Origin of the sequence: Enterocloster lavalensis, assembly GCF_046603895.1 — a bacterium.
Lineage (GTDB): Bacteria > Bacillota > Clostridia > Lachnospirales > Lachnospiraceae > Enterocloster > Enterocloster lavalensis.
In genome coordinates, this window is record NZ_CP176637.1 from 1,048,976 (window position 1) to 1,067,962 (window position 18,987).

The 18,987-nt window shown below is 55.4% G+C and carries 14 protein-coding genes; 1 reads left to right on the forward strand and 13 read right to left on the reverse strand.

Annotated elements, in window-relative coordinates:
• The 10 genes from rpoD to ACK2JC_RS04690 form a co-directional block, all read right to left on the reverse strand.
• Positions 1-1,218: an RNA polymerase sigma factor RpoD gene (gene rpoD, locus ACK2JC_RS04645; RefSeq protein WP_092361719.1), complete on the reverse strand. Its 1,218-nt coding sequence runs from the start codon at positions 1,216-1,218 to the stop codon at positions 1-3.
• Positions 1,219-1,317: 99 nt separating this feature from the next.
• Positions 1,318-1,926 carry a thymidine kinase gene (locus ACK2JC_RS04650; RefSeq protein WP_320936115.1) on the reverse strand — a complete coding sequence of 203 codons (609 nt, stop codon included), beginning with the start codon at positions 1,924-1,926 and terminating at the stop codon, positions 1,318-1,320.
• Between the two features lie 102 nt (positions 1,927-2,028).
• Positions 2,029-2,520, reverse strand: coding sequence for a DUF5721 family protein (locus ACK2JC_RS04655; RefSeq protein WP_007710346.1), 492 nt, complete (start codon positions 2,518-2,520; stop codon positions 2,029-2,031).
• Positions 2,521-2,780: 260 nt separating this feature from the next.
• Positions 2,781-3,644, reverse strand: a complete 864-nt coding sequence (locus ACK2JC_RS04660) for a hypothetical protein (protein WP_320936116.1) — start codon at positions 3,642-3,644, stop codon at positions 2,781-2,783.
• 370 nt (positions 3,645-4,014) lie between these two features.
• Positions 4,015-4,971: an ROK family protein gene (locus ACK2JC_RS04665; protein WP_320936117.1), complete on the reverse strand. Its 957-nt coding sequence runs from the start codon at positions 4,969-4,971 to the stop codon at positions 4,015-4,017.
• Between the two features lie 60 nt (positions 4,972-5,031).
• Positions 5,032-8,439 (reverse strand): alpha-mannosidase, encoded by a 3,408-nt coding sequence (locus ACK2JC_RS04670; RefSeq protein ID WP_320936118.1) that lies wholly within the window; start codon positions 8,437-8,439, stop codon positions 5,032-5,034.
• A 13-nt stretch (positions 8,440-8,452) separates the two neighbouring features.
• The gene (locus tag ACK2JC_RS04675) at positions 8,453-10,141 is read right to left on the reverse strand and encodes a hypothetical protein (RefSeq protein ID WP_368271514.1); all 1,689 of its coding nucleotides are present in this window, start codon (positions 10,139-10,141) and stop codon (positions 8,453-8,455) included.
• A 15-nt stretch (positions 10,142-10,156) separates the two neighbouring features.
• On the reverse strand, positions 10,157-10,996 hold the full coding sequence (locus ACK2JC_RS04680; protein ID WP_092361725.1) for a carbohydrate ABC transporter permease: 840 nt from the start codon (positions 10,994-10,996) through the stop codon (positions 10,157-10,159).
• Positions 10,993-11,877, reverse strand: a complete 885-nt coding sequence (locus tag ACK2JC_RS04685; protein WP_368271515.1) for a carbohydrate ABC transporter permease — start codon at positions 11,875-11,877, stop codon at positions 10,993-10,995. Before ACK2JC_RS04685 ends, ACK2JC_RS04680 begins: the two co-directional genes overlap by 4 nt.
• Positions 11,878-12,044: 167 nt before the next feature.
• The gene (locus ACK2JC_RS04690; protein ID WP_411338458.1) at positions 12,045-13,241 is read right to left on the reverse strand and encodes an ABC transporter substrate-binding protein; all 1,197 of its coding nucleotides are present in this window, start codon (positions 13,239-13,241) and stop codon (positions 12,045-12,047) included.
• Between the two features lie 291 nt (positions 13,242-13,532).
• On the opposite strand from ACK2JC_RS04690, the gene ACK2JC_RS04695 reads away from it, so the two are divergent.
• The gene (locus ACK2JC_RS04695) at positions 13,533-14,804 is read left to right on the forward strand and encodes an IS110 family transposase (protein WP_022512864.1); all 1,272 of its coding nucleotides are present in this window, start codon (positions 13,533-13,535) and stop codon (positions 14,802-14,804) included.
• A 117-nt stretch (positions 14,805-14,921) separates the two neighbouring features.
• Here ACK2JC_RS04695 and ACK2JC_RS04700 read toward each other — a convergent pair whose 3' ends face one another.
• From ACK2JC_RS04700 to ACK2JC_RS04710, 3 genes are all read right to left on the reverse strand, one after another.
• Positions 14,922-16,040 (reverse strand): glycoside hydrolase family 105 protein, encoded by a 1,119-nt coding sequence (locus ACK2JC_RS04700; RefSeq protein WP_320937030.1) that lies wholly within the window; start codon positions 16,038-16,040, stop codon positions 14,922-14,924.
• Positions 16,025-17,239: an MFS transporter gene (locus tag ACK2JC_RS04705; protein WP_320937031.1), complete on the reverse strand. Its 1,215-nt coding sequence runs from the start codon at positions 17,237-17,239 to the stop codon at positions 16,025-16,027. Before ACK2JC_RS04705 ends, ACK2JC_RS04700 begins: the two co-directional genes overlap by 16 nt.
• A 302-nt stretch (positions 17,240-17,541) precedes the next feature.
• The gene (locus ACK2JC_RS04710) at positions 17,542-18,717 is read right to left on the reverse strand and encodes an IS110 family transposase (RefSeq protein WP_368272759.1); all 1,176 of its coding nucleotides are present in this window, start codon (positions 18,715-18,717) and stop codon (positions 17,542-17,544) included.
• Positions 18,718-18,987 lie beyond the last annotated feature (270 nt).

An 18,987-nucleotide genomic window follows, 5' to 3' on the forward strand; every position in this document is an offset into this window, starting at 1 on the left:
TTAAGGTAAAAAATCCCTGACTTTCTTGCTCCGCACGGGATTGCGCAGTTTCCGCAGCGCCGCCGTCTCGATCTGGCGGATGCGCTCCCTGGTGACGTTGAACTGTCTTCCCACTTCCTCCAGGGTCAGGGGCCGGCCGTTCTCCAGGCCGAAGCGCAGCTTGATTACCTGGCGCTCCCGCTCGTTGAGCCCTTGTAACATGCTGTCGATCTCCTCCCGAAGCAGCACATTCTCCGCCTGGTCCTCCGTGGAGTCGCCCGCGTTGTCGGCCACGAAATCCCCCAGGCTGGAGCCGTCCTCATCCCCCACCGGGGTCTCTAAGGACACCGTGTCGCCGGAAGTCTGAATCAGCTCCTCCACCCGCTTCTCGGTCATTCCCACCGCCTCCGCCAGCTCCCGGTTGGAGGGGTCTCTGCCCAGCTGCACGGACAGGTCCCGCTGGGTACGGCGGATCTTGTTCACCGCCTCCACCATATGCACGGGCAGCCGGATCGTGCGCGCCTGGTCCGCCAGAGCTCTTGTGATGGCCTGCTTCACCCACCAGGTGGCGTAGGTGCTCAGACGGTATCCCTTCTCATAGTCGAATTTCTCCACCGCCTTCATCAGGCCGATGTTGCCCTCCTGAACCAGGTCCAGAAAGCTCATCCCCCTGCCGGTGTAGCGCTTGGCGATGGAGACTACCAGCCGGAGATTGGCTTCCACCAGGCGTTTTCCCGCCTCCTCGTCCCCCTCCGCGCAGCGCTTGGCCAGTCCGGCTTCCTCCTCGGGAGTCAGCAGCGCGATGGCGCCGATCTCCTTCAAATATTCCCGGATGGGATCACCGGTGCTCACGCCCTCCAGCACCTTCTGGGGCGCTTCCTCGCTGAACAGGTCCTCCTCGGCCTCGCCGTATTCCGACGGCTTCTCCCGCAGAACCAGACCGTCCTCCGTCTCCTCGTCCCCGGTCAGAAGCTTGTCCTTGCCCAGAACCCCCGCGTCCAGCCCGGTATCAAAATCGTCCTCCAAATCCAGCTCCGGCTCCAGTTCTGCGTCCCCCTCCGGGGTCCCCACGCGGATTCCCTTCCGCTCCAGACGGCTGTAAACTTCTTCCAATTCCTCCGGTGTCACCTGGACATCCCGCAGACAGTCCAGCACCGCGGTCAATTCCAGGAAGTTCTCCTGTTTTGCCGCCATGTCCTGAAGAATCCCCAGCTTCTCCGCCAGTACCTTTTTGTCCATACACCGCCGTCCTTTCCGTGTGCGCTTTTATAACCGCGCCGTCCGCTGCCTCCATAGTTGCTGTCAAAACAGGTCCAAACCGCCTGTATCCGGGATTTCTCAGGCGCGTCTTCCCGCGCCCTCCGCCACCGGTTCCTTAAGCCCCGGCCCCAGGTCGCCCTGGTTGTAGTGTTTCCGGCAGAGCGCCACATAGCGGTCGTCGCCGCCCATAACCACCTGGTCCCCGATCCGCACCATCCGGCCGTCCTCGCCGATCCGGGCGGTACAGTTGGCCGCCTTTCCGCACCAGCAGACGGTTTTCAACTCTTCAACCTTGTCCGCCCAGGCCATCAGCCACTTGCTGCCCTCAAAAAACTCATGGCGGAAATCGGTCCGCAGCCCGTAACAGATCACCGGAATATCCAGATCGTCCACAATATGGACCAGAAATTCCACCTGTTCCTTGGTTGCGAACTGAGCCTCATCCAGAATAATGCAGTCGTACTCCCGCAGCCGGACGTCGCTCATCTGTGTCAGCTCTTCCAGCAGAACGCCCTCGCACTCCAGGCCGATCCGCGACCGGATCATGTGATCCCCGTCCCGGCTGTCCAGCCTGGGTTTCACCAGCAGAGCCCGCTTGCCCCGCTCGCCGTAGTTGTATTCCACCATCAGCGCGTTGGCCGTCTTGGAACTGCCCATCGCGCCGTAACGATAGTATAATTTTGCCATCTCATCATCCCCGCACGTAAAAATCATCCGCAGGCCGAGACCCGCGGCTTTAATCTCCGCTCCATATCCCGGACGGATCAACACTGACCCGGTCAGGGTATGCTATTCCCGCAGGCAGGCGATTCCCCGCTTGCGCAGAAATTCTTCCGCGGACCGGTCCCACAAATCCTCCAGGGTCTTGTCCAGTGTAAAAAAGCCCAGGGACAGCCCGGTTATACAATAGAGTGCTCCATCCTCGTACCGAATATTCAGATACATACCCTGAATCTGCCCGGCCTCCACGCCGTTTCCGGATGCAAAGCGCTCCACCTGACCGGCCGGCAGCTGGAGCACGATGTGAAAACTCCCCGGCAGCCGCTTTCCCTTGATCAGGCCGAAACACACCGGCCGCAGCAGCTTCCAGGGCGCAAATCCCTCATCTCCGATCTCTTCCAGCTCTTCCTCGGAAAAATATCCCTTTCGGATATGCCCGTCGATGGAAAAGCTGTTGAAGGTGACAATCTGTACCTCCTTTACCAGAAACAAATCAAAGTCTTCTTTTACAAAAAGCTTGCTGGTAAAGCCCTTTACATCCTCAATTTTTAGTCCAACCATCTGCGTTCACCGCTCCCAAAAACTTACTTCCATCATTATACTTGCTTTTCCATACAGCGTCAAATAGTATTTTCCCACGCGGTTTTTCTGGCATTTCCCCCTCGCTTCGGTCAATTTATCGACAACAAAATCATTGACTGCAATCTGCCTTTACACTTTTTACGCCATCACGCGGCAAAACGGCGGCACACAGTCCTCACAAAGGCCTGCATGCCGCTGGGTCGCTCCTTCCCATGCCGTCTGCTAAAATCAAAAGGGGATCAAAGGTCCTCTTCCTCGCGCAGAATGTCGTCTACCTCCTTCCGCCCGATCCCGCAGTCCTCGGCAATCTGATCCCGCGTGAGCCCCTTCGCCGACAGGCGGAGCACCCGCTTTGTGAGGGCGATCCCCTGTTCGATTCCCTGGGCAATTCCACGGGCAATCCCGTCCTCAACCAACATTTGACCAAGTCTCGTCATCGCAATCATCTCCTTTACCTGTTCCAAATCCCCAGCGGATAAGAACTTATCCGCAAACGTGTACAGCACCGCCTGCATCTTTTCCATCTCCAGCCCGGTCACCGCCGCCTCTTCCTCCCGAAGAATTTCCAGGCTCTTCACAATCCGCACTCTCACGCTCAGACGGCTGGACATCAGCGGCGTCAGAAGTAAGGGCACCAGCTCCGCCTTCTGAACCTTCCCGCCATTTCTGCGCTTTTCCTCCAGCCCCGCGAATACCTTGTCCCCGTCCTGGCCTCTCATCCGGATCACGCGCACCCGGTAAACATTGATCCCCTCCGCCAGCTCGGTGACCGGTTCCGCCACCCGGGAGGAGCAGATCACATAGGTGACCACAGCCACCCTGTGGGTGCGGCTGGTGGAAGCCTCATACTCCCGGAACCTCCGCAGGTCTTCCAGGGTGATGAGATCGCTCTCAAACTCCAGATGCACCCAATCGCCGCCCTCCATCACGTAATTGAAGTCCTGGTACATTTTCCGGGCTTCCAGCTTCACCGTCTCCGTAGGCGCGGCCAGCGCCACCACCCCGGGTACGCCCATAAACCGCAGCAGCTCCTCGCCAAAATACTGGGCCGCCGTTTTGAGCGCCAGGTCCTCGTGATGAATCCCCTGTTTTTCTTTGTCCACACAGCCTCCTTGTCCCGCAAAGCTATGTGCAAACACCTGTCTACATTATAATTATAGTAACTATTCCGGCACCAGGCAACCGGCCCCCGCGATATTTCAATCAACCTTATGTATTATACGTATTATACTACAGATTGTCGTTTAACTGAACATTCGTCCGAAACGGACTGGATAATCGACTGCCGCGCGGTCTGACCGCCCGCGGCAAAATGAATGAAACATATGATGATTCGATCGTTGTGAATCCGGCAGACAGGCATTTGGCACACGCTCCGGTTCCCGGTGTTCTTTTAATATAACATAAAGAACGGCGGTTGCCAAGACGGATATTTACGTCTTGGCAACCTTCTTCCGCCTCCCCACTCCCTTCTCAACGCCTCCCAAGCAGCGCCGCCCCGATCAATCCCGCGTCGTTTCCCAGCTCCGCCAGGCGGATTTCAGTGTGGACACTGCTGTCCCTGGCGTAATCTCCGGCCGCCACAATCTGTTTCAACGGCTCTAACAGAGCAGCTCCCGCCAGGCTGACGCCTCCGCCGATGCAGATAATCTCCGGCTGAAAGAGGTTGACCAGGTTGGTGATTCCGACCGCCAGATAACCGATATACCGCTCCACCACCATGGCCGCGGTCCGGTCTCCGCGGCCGGCCGCCTCAAAGACGGTTCTGCCGTCCGCCATCCGCTTGTCTCCTCCGCAGAGCTCCCACATCAGGGACTTAGGCGCATTGTCCATGGCCTCCCGTGTCTGGCGGATCAGAGCCGTGGCCGAGGCCAGGGCCTCGAAGCATCCCCTGCGCCCGCAGTTGCACTCCGGCCCGTTTTGGTCGATCACCATGTGGCCCAGCTCCCCGGCGCCGTAGTTCACGCCGTTCCAGAGCTTCCCGCCCAGGATGATCCCTCCGCCCACGCCGGTGCCCAGGGTCACGGCGATCATGGAATCAGCGCCTCTTCCACCCCCCGCCAGGTACTCGCCCCAGGCAGCGGCGTTGGCGTCGTTGTCAAACCAAATCTGTTTGCCCGGAAAGCAGCCCGCCATCATCTCCACAATGGGCTCGTGGAGAAAGCCCAGATTGTTGGCGAATTCCAGCACCCCATCCTTCTGGTTGGCAGTGCCGGGCACGCCCATGCCCACGGCGCTCACCTGCTCGATGGGAACGCCCGCCTGCTCTGCAGCTCTGCGGCCCGCGTGAGCCATGTCCGCCGCGATCTCCGCCGCAGGCCGGCCCGCCCCGGTGGCAAGGTTGGCCCTGCCCAGGATTTTGCCCTGCCCGTCCACCAGAGCCGCCGCGATATTGGTGCCTCCCAGGTCGATTCCGATATAGTATTCCATGTTGTCCTCCTGTTATCATCAAAATGCCGCCGTTGTTTTCTGTAAACCACCGTCCCAATATCAGCTGATCCTGAGGGTGAGAATTTCGTAGGGTTTTATGGTGATCTCCGCCCGCTCTCCATCGTGCTTCAGCTCTTGCAGCCGGTTTTCCATGCAGCCGCACGCCCAGAGCTGTTTTCCCGCCAGGATAGAGGCCTCCATCTCGGTCCGGGTCCGTTTTCCATAAGCCTCGTACAGGCGGATCTCAATTCCATCTCCGTCCTCCGCCTGTTTAACGGTCTCGACGATCACATTTTCCGCTTTGACGCGGAGGAGGGAAAAACCGGTGTGAGGGACGCCGGTAAGCGCGGCTGTGGTTTTAAAGCTTCCGGGGCGTATAGCTGCGTTTACGCCGTCCCCGCACTGCACTGCTGCCGTTTCACCGTTCCCATACCCCACATCTACATTTTTACCGTCCCCCCATACCTCAATCCCATTTTTCCGTTTCCCCTCCGTCTGCCACCCAATCAACGGACAATTCAGATCATACGCCTCCTGAACCACCCGCCCGGCCCGGAAATCTCCGGCGTGGGGGTACAGCGCGTAGGTGAACCGGTGGATCTCCTGATCCGCCTCGGGATAGGGGAATATGCCGGATTTGATCAGCGTCAGCCGCATCACCCCGTCGTGGATATCATAGCCGTACTTGCAGTTGTTGAGCATCGCCACGCCGTATCCGTACTCTGACAAATCGGCCCACTTGTGGGCGCAGACCTCAAACTTTGCCTGTTCCCAGCTGGTATTCCGGTGGGTTGGACGCTCCACATTTCCGAACTGCACATCGTAAACCGCGCGCTCCGCCAGCACGTCCACCGGGAAGGCGGCTTTTAACAGCAGCTGGCTCTCGCGCCAGTCCACGGTGGTGACGAAATCAATCCGGCCCGTATGGCGGTAGAAGCAGATATCCTGACGGATCGCGGAATTCATAAAGCGCTTTTCACAGCGGACCACCGCTCTGACCGCCGTATTCTCCACCAGCTCCAGGCGGGTCACATCCGTGACGGTCCACTGCTTCTCCTCGTAGGATTCGTCGATATTCCAGGCGTCATAGCTCTCCGGCCGGTCCTCAAAGACCACCAGGGCGTTGCCCGCCCCGCCCGGAGCGATCACCTCCCGCTCCTCCCTGCGGTCATACAGGGAAATGATCTGCCCCTGCCCGTCAAACCGCAGGTCATAGAATTCGGTGCAAAGGCCGGTGAGAAAACCGCTGCCGCCGGTCTCACAGCTGAGAACCACCCCCGGCCGTTCTTCTTCCTCCGGCTCCTCCAAACCGGTCAGTCCGAACGCCAATACGCCTTTGGACGGCACGTTCTCCACCAAGAATAGCCGTTTTTGTCCGTTTACAACCGTCTCAACCAGGCCGCTGCGGTCAAATCCCAGCTGGTTTGCCACAAACAGCGTACCGGAAGCGTCCATCACCCGGGCCGGACCGCAATTTCCGCCGCACTGGGCGTCCACCGTCTGGCCCGCGTCGCGATTTCCCCCGCACTGTGCGTCCACCGCCCGGCCCGCGCCTGCCGTTTCCAGAGTCTCAGCCAATCCCTGATACCCTGCCTCAATCCCCCGTTTTGCCCGCTCCATCACCTGCGCGCAAATCTCCCGCAGCCTCGCAAACTGCCGGTCCGAATCCTCGTAGACCTCCCCGACGGAGGACCCGGGCAGAATGTCGTGGAACTGGTTCAACAGCAGCAGCTTCCACGCCTCCTCCAGCTCCTTTCGCGGGTAGGCGAATCCCTGATCCGCCAATCCCGCCATCACACAGAGCAGCTCCGCGTCCATGAGCAGGAACTCACATTCCCGGTTGTTCTTCTTGATCCGGGCCATGGAGGTGTAGGTTCCCCGATGGAATTCCAGATACAGCTCCCCGCACCACCTGGGCACCTTCTTCCCCTCTAAATTGTTCTCCAGAATATGGAAAAACTCGTTCACGCCGGTGATCCGGACCGCCGGGCAGTCCCCAGCGAAGTTTCCCGCCCCCGCTTCCAGGCGCTTCTCCTCCTCCAGCATCTCCCGGGTGGTTCCTCCCCCACCGTCCCCGAAGCCGAAGCAGGTCAACACGTCCCGGCTCAGATCCTTGTTCCGGTAGCGCTGCCAGGTCCCCAGGACCTGATTGGCGTTCATACGCCCGTTGTAAGTGGTCTCAAAGGACTTGCGGCCGCCCACCTGGGGGTACTTTTTGTAGTCGCTGGTGGTGATAAAATAGGTCAGCACCTCGCTGCCGTCCAGTCCCCGCCAGTAAAAGGTATCGTTTGGAATCTGGTTGTACTCGTTCCATCCCAGCTTTGTGGTCATAAAATATTTGATTCCCGCCTGCCTTAAAATCTGGGGCAGGGCCACGCAGTAGCCGAACACGTCCGGCAGCCAAAGCACCTCCTGGCCGTCCCCGGTTCCAAACTCTTCCTGGAAAAAGGACTTTCCGTAGAGAATGTGCCGGATCAGGGATTCCCCTGAGGACAGGTTGCAGTCCGCCTCCAGCCACATGGCGCCCTCGGTCTCCCAACGCCCTTCCCGCACCCGCTCCCGGATCTTCTCATAGAGCCAGGGCGCTTCCTCCTTCACAAACTGGTAGAGCTGGGGCTGGCTGGACATAAAGCGGTACCGGGGATACTCCTCCATCAGCCGGATCACGGTGAGGAAGCTGCGCACCGCCTTCTGCCGGGTCTGGCGCAGAGGCCATTTCCAGGCCACATCGATGTGGGTGTGGCCGATGCCGTGAACCACCACCCGGGGCAGCGGCCGTTCTGCGCTATAGTGCGAGGTCTGCAAAAACGCCTCCGCCTCCTTTACGGACTGAGCAAAGGCCGGGCCGCTCACGTCCCGCAGATCCAGCAGGTTGACGCACCGGTTCAACACGTCCTCCAGCTCCAGCCGGCCGTTTTCCTCGTCGCCCATCAGATCGGCCAGGTCCCACAACACCTTGAGATCATAATACAGCTGATCAATCTCCCTGTCCAGGGCGCACAGGGAGACGTCGAAAAAGTTCGTCCTGCCCGCCGAATTGGAGTAGGCGTAAAAGCTCAGGCCCACGGTCTCCCCGCCCGCCGCCCGCTCCTCCAGCAAAATCCGGTTGTGGTTCAGATCCATGGTGCCGTACATCTGCCCGTCCCGGTACACGATCACCTGGGGATTGTCCGTGTTCCAGAGATCCGTCGCCCCGGTGGACAGACAGAGAAGCACCTTCTCCCCCCGCCAGTCCGCCGGCAGTTTCACCTGGGTGTCAAACCAGAAATGCCGGTCCGCCCCGCCCCAGGTGTCCCCTGGGAGCGCCGTCTCCCAGTTCAGCCCCGCAAACGCCTCCGGTTTAAAAACAGCGGGCAGATCATATGCCGCGTCCGCCCGCCTGATGGTCTCCGGGCGGAGCCGCCCTTTAAAGCGCAGCTCCCCCAGTGTCTTTATAATTGTGTGGATTCTGTCCCATTTTCGATTCATATTCCGTCCCGCCTCACTGCAAGTCACGGTTTCCCGCCGCCACAAGGCGGATATCCACCGTTTTTTCAAATGGCGTGTACTCGTTTAAGTACACGGTGTAGCCGGAAGCGAAAACTTCCTCGCCGCTGTAATGCCCGCCGAACTCGTGGGTTCCGAAGCCGGGCCCAAACTCCACCGTCCGGTCGCCCAGCCGTAGTTTTGCCATTCCGCTCTTTAAAATCATCCAGCCGCCCGCAGCCGTGCGCAGGTGGAAGCAATCGTGCTCCAGCACCGCATCCTTTGGCGCGCAGACCTGCACCCGCAGCGGAACCCTGGAAAGCCCCTCCGCCTTGATGCGCAGGCTCAGTCCGTCCGCCGCCTCGGCAATCTCCACCTGGATGTCCAGGCGCGCGTTGTTCAGAATCTCCCGGCTGGCGTGGTCCATTTTCCACCAGTCGTTTGTGCCCTGGAACTCCCCAAAGGGCTGGTAATAGCTGGTGTAAACCGTGGATTTCAGGGTACATTTCCCCTCCTCCACCTCCATGGTCTCCGGAATAAAATTGCGGCAGCTGCCTACGCTCTCGCCGATCTTCACAAACAGCGGCAGCTCGCCGAACTTGACGTACAGGAACGCGGATTTTCCGCTGAGCACGCTGTAGCCGTACCGCTCATTTTTGACCCTGAGCACCCCTGCGTCCCGGAAATATTTCCGGTAGGTATCCGGGAAGCCGCAGCCCGCAAAAACATGCTCATACATCGCCTTGTGGGCCATGACAATGTGCAGGCAGTCCGGCGCCAGATCGCCCCGCTCCTGATTGTCACGGATGATCCTGTGGGCCGCCGCGTCGAACTCCTCACGATATTTTCCATATTCTCCCAGTTTTTCCTCCGGCAGTGAGACCATAAACAGGTACTGGTAGAAGTATTTGTCCGGGTAGTCGGCCTTTCCCTGATCCTGACGGGTGGAATTCTGGGTGAAAATGGTGCCGTCCGGGTCGATGTAGGTCAGCATCATATGAAGGTTTCTGGCCACGTAACCCAGGTAATCCAGGTCGCCGGACTCCTCATACATGGCCATCATGGCGTTGTTGACCACCGCGTTGTAATTGCCTGTGGACCGCTCCGCATACTCTCCGTCCGCGCTTCTGTCGATGCCCTCCGCCAGGTACTGTCCGGCCCGGGCCATAAGCTCCGGCGCCAGGTCTGGAAACAAACCCGCGCCCTGCATCAGGGCCGCGGTTATGCCCCAGCGGTGGTTAGGGGTGTGGAAGCCGCCGGTGCGGATCATTTCCAGGGAACGCCTCATAACAAAGCGGTATTTTTCCCGCAGCGTTTCCACCTGTTTGTCCGCTCCCGCGGGCTCGTACAGTTCCAGCACGCGGTAGGCGGCGATCAGCCGCTTGAAGCAGAAGGAGGTGTCGGCCGCGGAGTTGAAATTGCAGGTGGGATAATCCAGCGCTCCGTTGTCCCGCTGCCATCTGCCGATGAAATCCATCGCCAGGTTCATGGCCTCAAGCAGCTCCTTGTCATGGTAGTACCGGCTGTCCCGGTTACAGTACACCGAAACGGCCGCAGCCAGGGCGTAGATCGTGGGTTTTCCCTCGATCACGTCCCCCCGCATGGCCCCGAAGTCCTCCCTGGACCGGTCCAGAACCTGTGCGTTTAAGAAATGTTCCACCCTTCGCTCCGCAGAGCGGATCAGATGTCCCAGATAGCGCCTCATACGATGTCCTCCTTATCAGCCTTTCACGCCTGTGGTAGCGATTCCCCCGGTGATGTATTTCTGGAGGAAAATGAAAATCACGATGATGGGCAGAATGGAGAGGATGGAGGACGCCAGAATCGCATTCCAGTTGACTCCCATGGTGCCGATGTAGCTCTTGATCGCGATCTGAATGGTAAATTTCTTCTGGTCGGACAGCACCATCAGAGGCAGAATATAGTCGTTCCATCTCCACACAAAGGAGAAAATGGTCAGGGAAACGGTCACCGACGACGCAAGCGGCATCATGATGGTGGTGAAAATCTTGAACTCCCCGGCCCCGTCCAGCCTGGCCGACTCCGCAAGGGACAGCGGAATGGACATGAAATGCTGGCGGTACATGAAGATTCCCGTGGTGGTGGTGACCACCGGCAGGATCACGCCCCAGATGTTGTTGTACAGGCCGATGGCGCTGATCACGGTGAACTGGGAGACCGTCAGAATCTCGCCGGGAATCAGGGTGCCAAGCAGGAACACGGCGAACACCTTGTTGGAGTAGGTGATCTCATGGCGGTAGATCGCCAGGCCGTACCCGCACATAGCGCTGATGGCCAGGGTGATCAGAGTGCCCACCACGGCCAGAAACAGGCTGTTCTTCACATACTGGAAAAATCCGCTGCCGATCACATTTTTGTAGGAATCCAGACTGAAGTTTTCCGGCAGAAAATGAAGGGGGTACGCGAACAGCTCCGTGGAGTCCTTAAAGGAGCTCATGAGCAGCCAGATGATGGGAAACACCATCACAAAGGATACGCCGAGGCCCACAATGGTGGTGACCACGGTCAGCACGCGCTTTTTATCGGACGCCTTACTCATTCGATTTCTCCTCCCTTCGTAGCCTTAAACTGGATTGCCGCAATGATAATGAACACAATACTCACAACCACGCCGATTGCGGAAGCGTAGCCGTAGCGGTACTGGGTAAAGCCCTGGTTAAACATGTACTGCACAATATAGGTGGTGGAAGTTCCCGGCCCGCCGGAGGTGATACCCTGTACCAGCGCGTACTCCTTTAACAGGTTTACGGTGGATAAAAGCAGCACGATGAAAATGGTGGGGCTGAGCATGGGCAGGGTGATCTTAAAGAAGGTCTGGTAGCCCTTGGCCCCGTCCACGCTGGAAGCCTCGTACAGCTCCCTGGAAATGTTGTTGATACCTCCGATAAACATGATCATGTAAAATCCGGTGGAGGCCCAGTTGGAGGCGAAGCTGACCACAAAGGTGGCTAGCATGGGATTTAAGGCCCACTGAAGGGGCTCCCCGCCCAGGAACTGGATGATGAAGTTGATCAGACCGTACTCCTGGCCGAACATCCAGTTGATGGTGATACCTACCACCAGGGCCGAGATCAGCACCGGCAGATAGCTGATGGTGCGGACCACGGTGATGCCCTTGCAGTATTTGGTGGTAGCCAGAACCGCGATCAAAAGGGGGATGATCACTTTGAACGGAAGGCTGAACAGTGCGTAGCCGAAGGTCCTCCCCAGCGTCTTGTAGAACTCCCCGCTGGACAACAATTTTGTGTAGTTCTGCAGCCCCGTAAAGTTCATGGTTTTCCAGCCGTCGTAATCCGTGAAGGAAAAACCGATGCTAAGGATCAGCGGCAGTATGAAAAATACGGAAAACAGCAGCAGCGCCGGCAAAACAAACATCCAGAACGCCCTGGTATGGCAAAACGCCTGTTTCCTCTTACCCATTTGATCATCCTCCTTAAACTATGGCGCGGCTTATCTTACTCGGCAATGGACCAGCCTGAGGACTCAGACAGCTCCTTTGCGAAGGAATCCAGCGCATCCTTTGCGGACAGCTCGCCGCTCACCGCGCGTTTGATGTAATCCCGGTACTCGTTATCCTTGTAGGTTCTTCATGCAGAGCTCTCGTCCACCATGAAGGTGTCGGTCACATAGCCCACTTCCTCCTGGAGAATCTTGTAATCCGCGGCAGCGCCCTCTTCCGACGGCTCGTACACCACGTTCTTTAATGCGGAAAGTCCCTTGTCGTCCTGGAGATAATTCTTGAAATTGCCCTCCTCGAAGAACCATTTCACAAATTCCTCGGCCAGATCCTTATTCTTTGCGTTCTCCGGGATCGCCAGGGCGCTTCCGCCGATGATGGCCGCCTGGGAAACCGTTCCCTTGGGAGAGGGCATAACGCCGAATTCGAACTTGGTGATGTCGGTGGTCATGGAGTTGTAGTTCCAGGAACCGGACAGCAGGATGGCCACGTCGCCGTTCTTGAAATATTCCACCGGGTTGTCCGTGGAACCGCCGGCCCAGATGGCCTTGGGCATCACGCCGTCCTCGTTGGCCTTCACGAACTGCTCCAGTGTGGACACGTTGGCGGGGCTGTTCACCGCCACCTTGAAGGAATCGCCGTCCTTCACCGTCAGGGAGCCGCCGTTTGCGTACATGAGAATATCGTATCTGGCTCTGGAAACGTCGGCAGCAAAGCCGTACTTGATGTTTCCACCCGCCTGAATCTTAGCCGCGTTCTCGTACAGCTCGTCCCAGGTCCAGGGATTCTCCACGGTGGGAGCTTCCACGCCGGCAGCCGCAAACGCGTCCTTATTATAATAGAAGTTTGTGGTCGTAAACTGGCTGGGCAGGCCGGAAATCTTGTCGGACTTGTAGTCCTTGCCTACGATCTTTAACGCGGACTCCTCAAAGAGGCTGGTGTCCACCACCGTGCTCATGTCCACGAACTCCTCGGGATAGAGCTGGTGCAGTCTGGTGGTCTGGATCAGGTCCGGCAGATCCTTGTTCTTAGCCATGGAGGGGAACTTGGTCAGCTGGTCGTCGTGGGAGATCACCATCTTGTCCAATGTCACGCCCGCCTCAGCCGCCCAGGCGTCCATCGCCTTGTTCAGCGCGTCCTCAGCGCCGGGCTCCTCGGGGTTTAACACCTTCATGGTTCTCCCCTCGGTCTTTACGGAGCCGTCCGCCTGGGTCTCAGCCGGAGCCGGAGCGCCGGAATTCGAGCTGCCGCCGCAGGCCGCCAGAGACAGAGCCATCATTGCCGCCAGAACTCCGGCAGCCGCCATCTTACTTGTTTTTTTCATCATTTTTGTCATTCCTTTCGCTTCGCTCAAGGCACAAACAAGTTATGAAAAAATGTTGTACCTCTCCACTATTTGATTTATAATCCCTGTAGGGAATAGCAATACACTACAGAGCACGGAAGGAGGAGTGGCGAATTTATTCCGACCCCGTATCATTATATGTGCCGTCATCCTTTCAAGCACAAACAAGTGGGACTTTGAGCCCGGACTCTTATCATTGGTAATAAACCATGTTTATTCAGTCACAGGATGACAGTCACTGTTGCTATTCCTTTTTATAAGGTGGTGATACTTATGATGAAGTTAAAATACCCCATCTGCTGTGGGCTTGACGTCCACAAAAATGTTATCGTTGCAACCATCGTAATCACTAACAGGGACGGAGTATCCGAATACAGGCAAAAATCCTTTTCAACCATCAACTCGGATATTCAAAAGTTTCACAACTGGCTTATCGAGAATAATTGTTATCACGTTTGTATGGAATCCACAGGAAAGTATTGGATTCCTATTTTTAATTATCTCGAAAAGGACATAGAGGTCTGCCTTACACATCCCAAATATGTCAAAGCTATCAAAGGCAAGAAAACGGACAAAAAGGATTCAAAATGGATTGCCGACCTCTACAAATTTGACCTTGTCAGATGTTCCTTTATCCCTCCCAAGGATTTCCGCCAGCTCCGGGAACTTGCCAGATACCGCTTTAAGCTGGTCTGCATGAAATCCTCTGAGAAGAACCGCATCCAGAACTGTATGACCGTTTCCAATGTCGGCATTGCCAGCGTGCTTTCTGACCCTTTCGGCAAAACAGCAACCGAAATCATGTCTTATCTGCTGGAGCATACCGCTGATTCCATTGACGAAAAGGCTGTCCGAAAACTGATAAAAAAAGGGGCCAAAGCCAAGTCTGATGAAATCATCGAAGCAATCAGAGGCTGCAACATTGAAACAGACCAGGCAAAAAAACTGGAACTGGCCCTTGGCCATCTGGAATATCTTGACGGTATGATTACCCAGACCGAAGTGGAACTCTATGTCCGTATCAAACCTTATTATGAGTTTGTGGAATTTGTCAGCACCATGCCCGGCATGACAGAGTTAAGTTCCACCATTGTTCTCGCAGAAACAGGCGTTGACATGAACATTTTTGATGATGCCAAACACCTCTGTTCCTGGTGTGGACTTTCTCCTTCCAACAATGAATCCGCAGGTAAGAAAAAATCTGTCCGAATTGCCAAAGCAGGCGCTTACTTGAAACCGATGATGGTACAGTGTGCCCTTGCCGCAATCAAAAACAAAAAGCAGCCTTATTTTGCAATCAAATATGGGCGAATCAAAAAGCGTCGTGGCCATAAGAAAGCAATCATTGCCATCGCAAGAATGATGATGGTCTGTATTTACCATATGGTCTCGGAAAAGAAACCTTTTACCCCTGCTGACTATGAGGAATTGATGAAGCCTCAAAACCATGTAGAGCGTGTTGTTCTGAATGAAAACAATGTTTTTGCCTATCTTGAAAGTCTTGGTTACGATAGTTCTAAGTTAGTGAAGCGCAACGATAACTAATCTTTATTCTATTGTCAAACAATCGCAAAATCAGGGGTTTTATGAACCCTTATATAAGTGCGCCCAAAAATCCACTTTATTTTTCACTCTTACCTTCCTCTCTTTCCTTTTATCTTATCATTTCATTGATTGGTGATCCAGTTCCAAAAAATACAGCATAGCCAGCGCCTGGCCGTAGGGCATGGGCTTTAAGGGGATTTCCTTGTAGAAATTCTTATCCTCCCGCCCCATGGGCGTGCCGTAGGAAACCTGCTGAAGAATCCCCTCCCCGTCCGTGTAAGCCAGAATCTGCTCCATGGGCTTTAAAGCCACCGCCTCGTAAGCGCCGTCCAGCAATCCCATGTGGACTCCTTTGAGCAGCCCGTAGGCGAACCCGCAGGTGGCGCTGGACTCCACATAGGAATCCGGGTCATCAATCAGGGTGTGCCACATCCCGTTCTCCGCCTGGTATTTCTCCAGGGACCGCGCCTGGGCCCGCAGGGCTTCCGTCAAATAACGGCGCACGCTCTCGTCGCAGTCCGCGATCTCCAGGTATTCCGGGATCGCCGCCGTGATCCAGCAGTTACCCCGGCCCCAGAAGGCCCCGGCGAAATTGTTCCGCTCCTCAAAGGTCCAGCCGTGGTACCACAGTCCGGTCTCCCGGTCGCACAGATATTTGGTGTGAAGCAGAAACTGGTACTGTGCTTCCTCTTTATAGTCCTTTCGGTCCAGAATCCGGCCCATGTTGGCCAGAAACAGCACGGTCATAAACAGGGTGTCGTCCCAGAGCTCGCCCTTGTTCACGCTGTCCGAGGTGATGTGCTGCAATCCTCCCTCCTCGGTTCTGGGGAAATCTGTCATAATCCAATCCGCCCACTGAGTACAGACCTCCAGGTAATCTTCCCGGCCCAGATGCTCCGCCAGAAAGGACAGGGGCAGCATGGGCGTCATGGTATTCACATTTTTTGCCGGCAGGCCGATGGCAAACTGCCGCTCGTAATATTTGTTCAGAACCGACAGATACCGCTCCTGTCCGGTCGCCTTAAACAGCTTCCAGTAACCGAAGAGTCCAACGCCCTGGGTCCATTCCCAGAACTGGTACCGCCTGATGTCATCACAGGCCAGGCTGTTTTTCTTCATCCCCTCGAGAAAGGTTTCATCCTCTTCGTAGAGCACTTTCTCGAAGCTGGAGGCGTACAGCCGCAGCGCTGCTTTGATCGTTTCCTGGTTCATATCGTCGTTCATCCCCTCTTCCATATAATCTGTCCGCTCCGCGCCCCGAACCTTCCCGCAAACACCAGATATGCGAGATAAAAGCCGGCCATGCACAGAGGAACCGCCATAAAGCTGATTCCGTAGCCAAAATAGTCCGTCGCTCTCCCGAACACCAGGTTAAACCCGATGTCCGCCAGGGTGCCCAGGCTGATCACCGCCCCCGCCGCCGTGGAAAGCATGTGCTGCGGGAAAACGGACCCGATCATGAACACCATAGTTGGGTACACAATGGAGAGGAACAGGCCGGACAGGCTCAAAAGCCACAGCCCGCTTCCGCCCAGGACCGATCCCAGGATAAACAGGACCGCGCCGATTCCGCCGAACCCGCCGATGCTCTTCACTGCTCCCAGAGCGGATACTGCCGGTGAAAATACCAGCCTCCCCACCGTCATCCCGCCGTAGAACCCGGAGAGGTAGAGGGCCGCCCGGGAGGCCTCAAGGCCCAGGGCTCCGGTGCCGTAAGCCACCAGCCAGTTCATGATTCCGTGCTCCGCCACAAAGTAGAATCCGAAGATCACCACCAGGAGCCAGAAGCCCGGCTGCCGCGTCACGGCTGCAAAGGAGACGGCCTTTTTGGGGGACTGCGCAGAAGATGCGGCTTCGGGGCGCTCCCCGCTTCCCGGGATCTTCACCCCTGCCAGAAACAGCGCCGCCAGAATACCAAGCCCCAGCAGAAACAGGTTCACGCCCCGGAACACGCCGTAGCTGTCCGCCATCCGCCCCACCAGGTTCTGGCTGGCGCTGGTTCCCACCCCTTGCACGAAGAAGAACACATTGACCAGCATCCCCGGAGCCGCGGTAAAGATAAGCGGCGTCAGCAGGTTGACCGTGGTGTTGAGCAGCGTGGACGCGCCCATGGCGAAAAACACGCTGACCAAAAGAAGCAGAAAGTGGTCGGAAACCACATAGACGACCAGCGCCGCCATCCACAGAAGCAGCACCGCCATGGTGGTTTTCTTCCGGTCGAACCAGTCCATCATCTGACCGCCCAGGCTGAGAAACACCAGGTTTCCGAGATAGCTGACCATGATGATCACCGACAGGCCGGAGGCGTTCAGGGTAAAATGCTGTTGGAACACCGGGGCGAAAATCCCTCTCAGGGAATCGCTCACTCCCAGACCTGCCATCAAAATCATAAAACCGGCTGCCGCCCGCAGCTCCCCGACTCTCCTGTGTTCCACGCCGTACCTCCGATGTTTCAATCCGTCTCTCGACTACGCACCTAGTATAGCGGTTTTGCTCCTCCAAATTCTACTTCTTTTTTGCTTATTATCGCTAATTATATTGCATTCTTTGCTTTTTTCGTTGTATAATCAAGGAAATGTACCACGACCCCCATACAGAAGAAACTCTCTTGAGGTGACAAACTATAAATAGTCAAGAGGATTTTGAAAAAATTTTCCTTTAGTAAAAATGGGTAACTTTAATAGACCATCTGAATGCAGTGTATTTCAGATGGGAAAAGGGTTATTTATGTAAGTAGCTATCTGAGCTTCAGCGCGTTAAAGTCTACCCCCTGCCTCTCCAATGCATAGATGACTCTAACAAGCTTCTTCGCCACATGGGTGACAGCAACCCTGTGTGGCTTGCCTTCTCCTCGTTTTTTGGCATAGTAAGCAGCAAATGTCATATCGAAACGGATTAGAGGAAGGCAGCAATTAATAAGGACATACCGGAGCTGAGACGAGCCGTGTTTCACCATCCGCCCTCCGTGTGATTCGGTTCCAGAATCGTTTATACCGGGTTCAATACCTGCAAATGCGAGCATCTGGGCCGGTGTTGAAAAGTTTGATATATCTCCGTATTCCGAATAAATGACGGCGGCAGATATAGGCCCGATGCCGGGAACAGACATATAGTGAGGATGCACTTCCTCGATCAGCCGGTTGATTTCCTTTTCAAGTGTGTCAATCTCTTTTATGAGAGACTTATATAGGGCAAGCAGGCTGTTCAGTTCCACATCAAAGATGGAGTTGTTTACGCCGACCGTATTGGCAGCAAGCTCCTTTAACCGAATGAACTGCTGGGGAGAAAATTTTCCTCTTGACAGGGAGCGTAGCTTCTCATAGGCTGCAGAATTCATTTTTACCATTTTTTCAGCAGAACCATAGTTTTCAAGAAGATAGAGAGCAGTCTTGGATAAGCGCTCATGAAAAAACGGCTTGAATTCAGGGAATGTGTGATCCAAGACATTTGTGATTTTCACAAGATAAAAAGAGCGCTGGCGAATGAGCCGATCTCTTAAACGTGTTAGTGACTTTAAGGAATAAGAGTGGTAAAATCCTTTTGAATGGGGTTTGTATTCAACAGTCATTAACCACCGAGCTATTGATTCGCAGTCAACAGAGTCGGTTTTGGTACGCCTGAGAGATGTGGATTTCTTGTATTCCTTGATAAGAAGTGGATTAATTTCCATGAAGCTGTGGTGGGCATTTTCAAGGAAGAGTTCAAGATTGAGGGCATAGTGTGCTGTTGATTCAAACCCTATTTTTATGTTATCTGGATTGGAGAGGGAATTAAAAACAGTAAGCAACTGTTCAAAGCCAGCTTTATCATTTTTAACGGTAAGTTTTGAAACAATCTTTTGATCAACTGCCGATATAATACAGCAATCGTGTTTGTACTTGGAAATATCAATTCCGACAAAGTACATGGCCATAGAGTAATACCTCCTGATAAAAATATTTTGAGCACTGTTGTCTTCCACAGGGAATTCGGCTGTGTAATCACGTAAATAGAAACGTCAGGCGTTAACAAACTGATTAACAGTAATAGACGAAAAGCTGTGGTCTGAGTCACCTCGGAACAGTCAAAGCTGTAAAAAGATAGGTACAGATCCACAGTGCCAAAGTAAATATATCAGATAAGGATTGAATAACCCAGTAGAACCTGGGAGAAAGGAAAATCCAATCACTTTCTAATATGATTG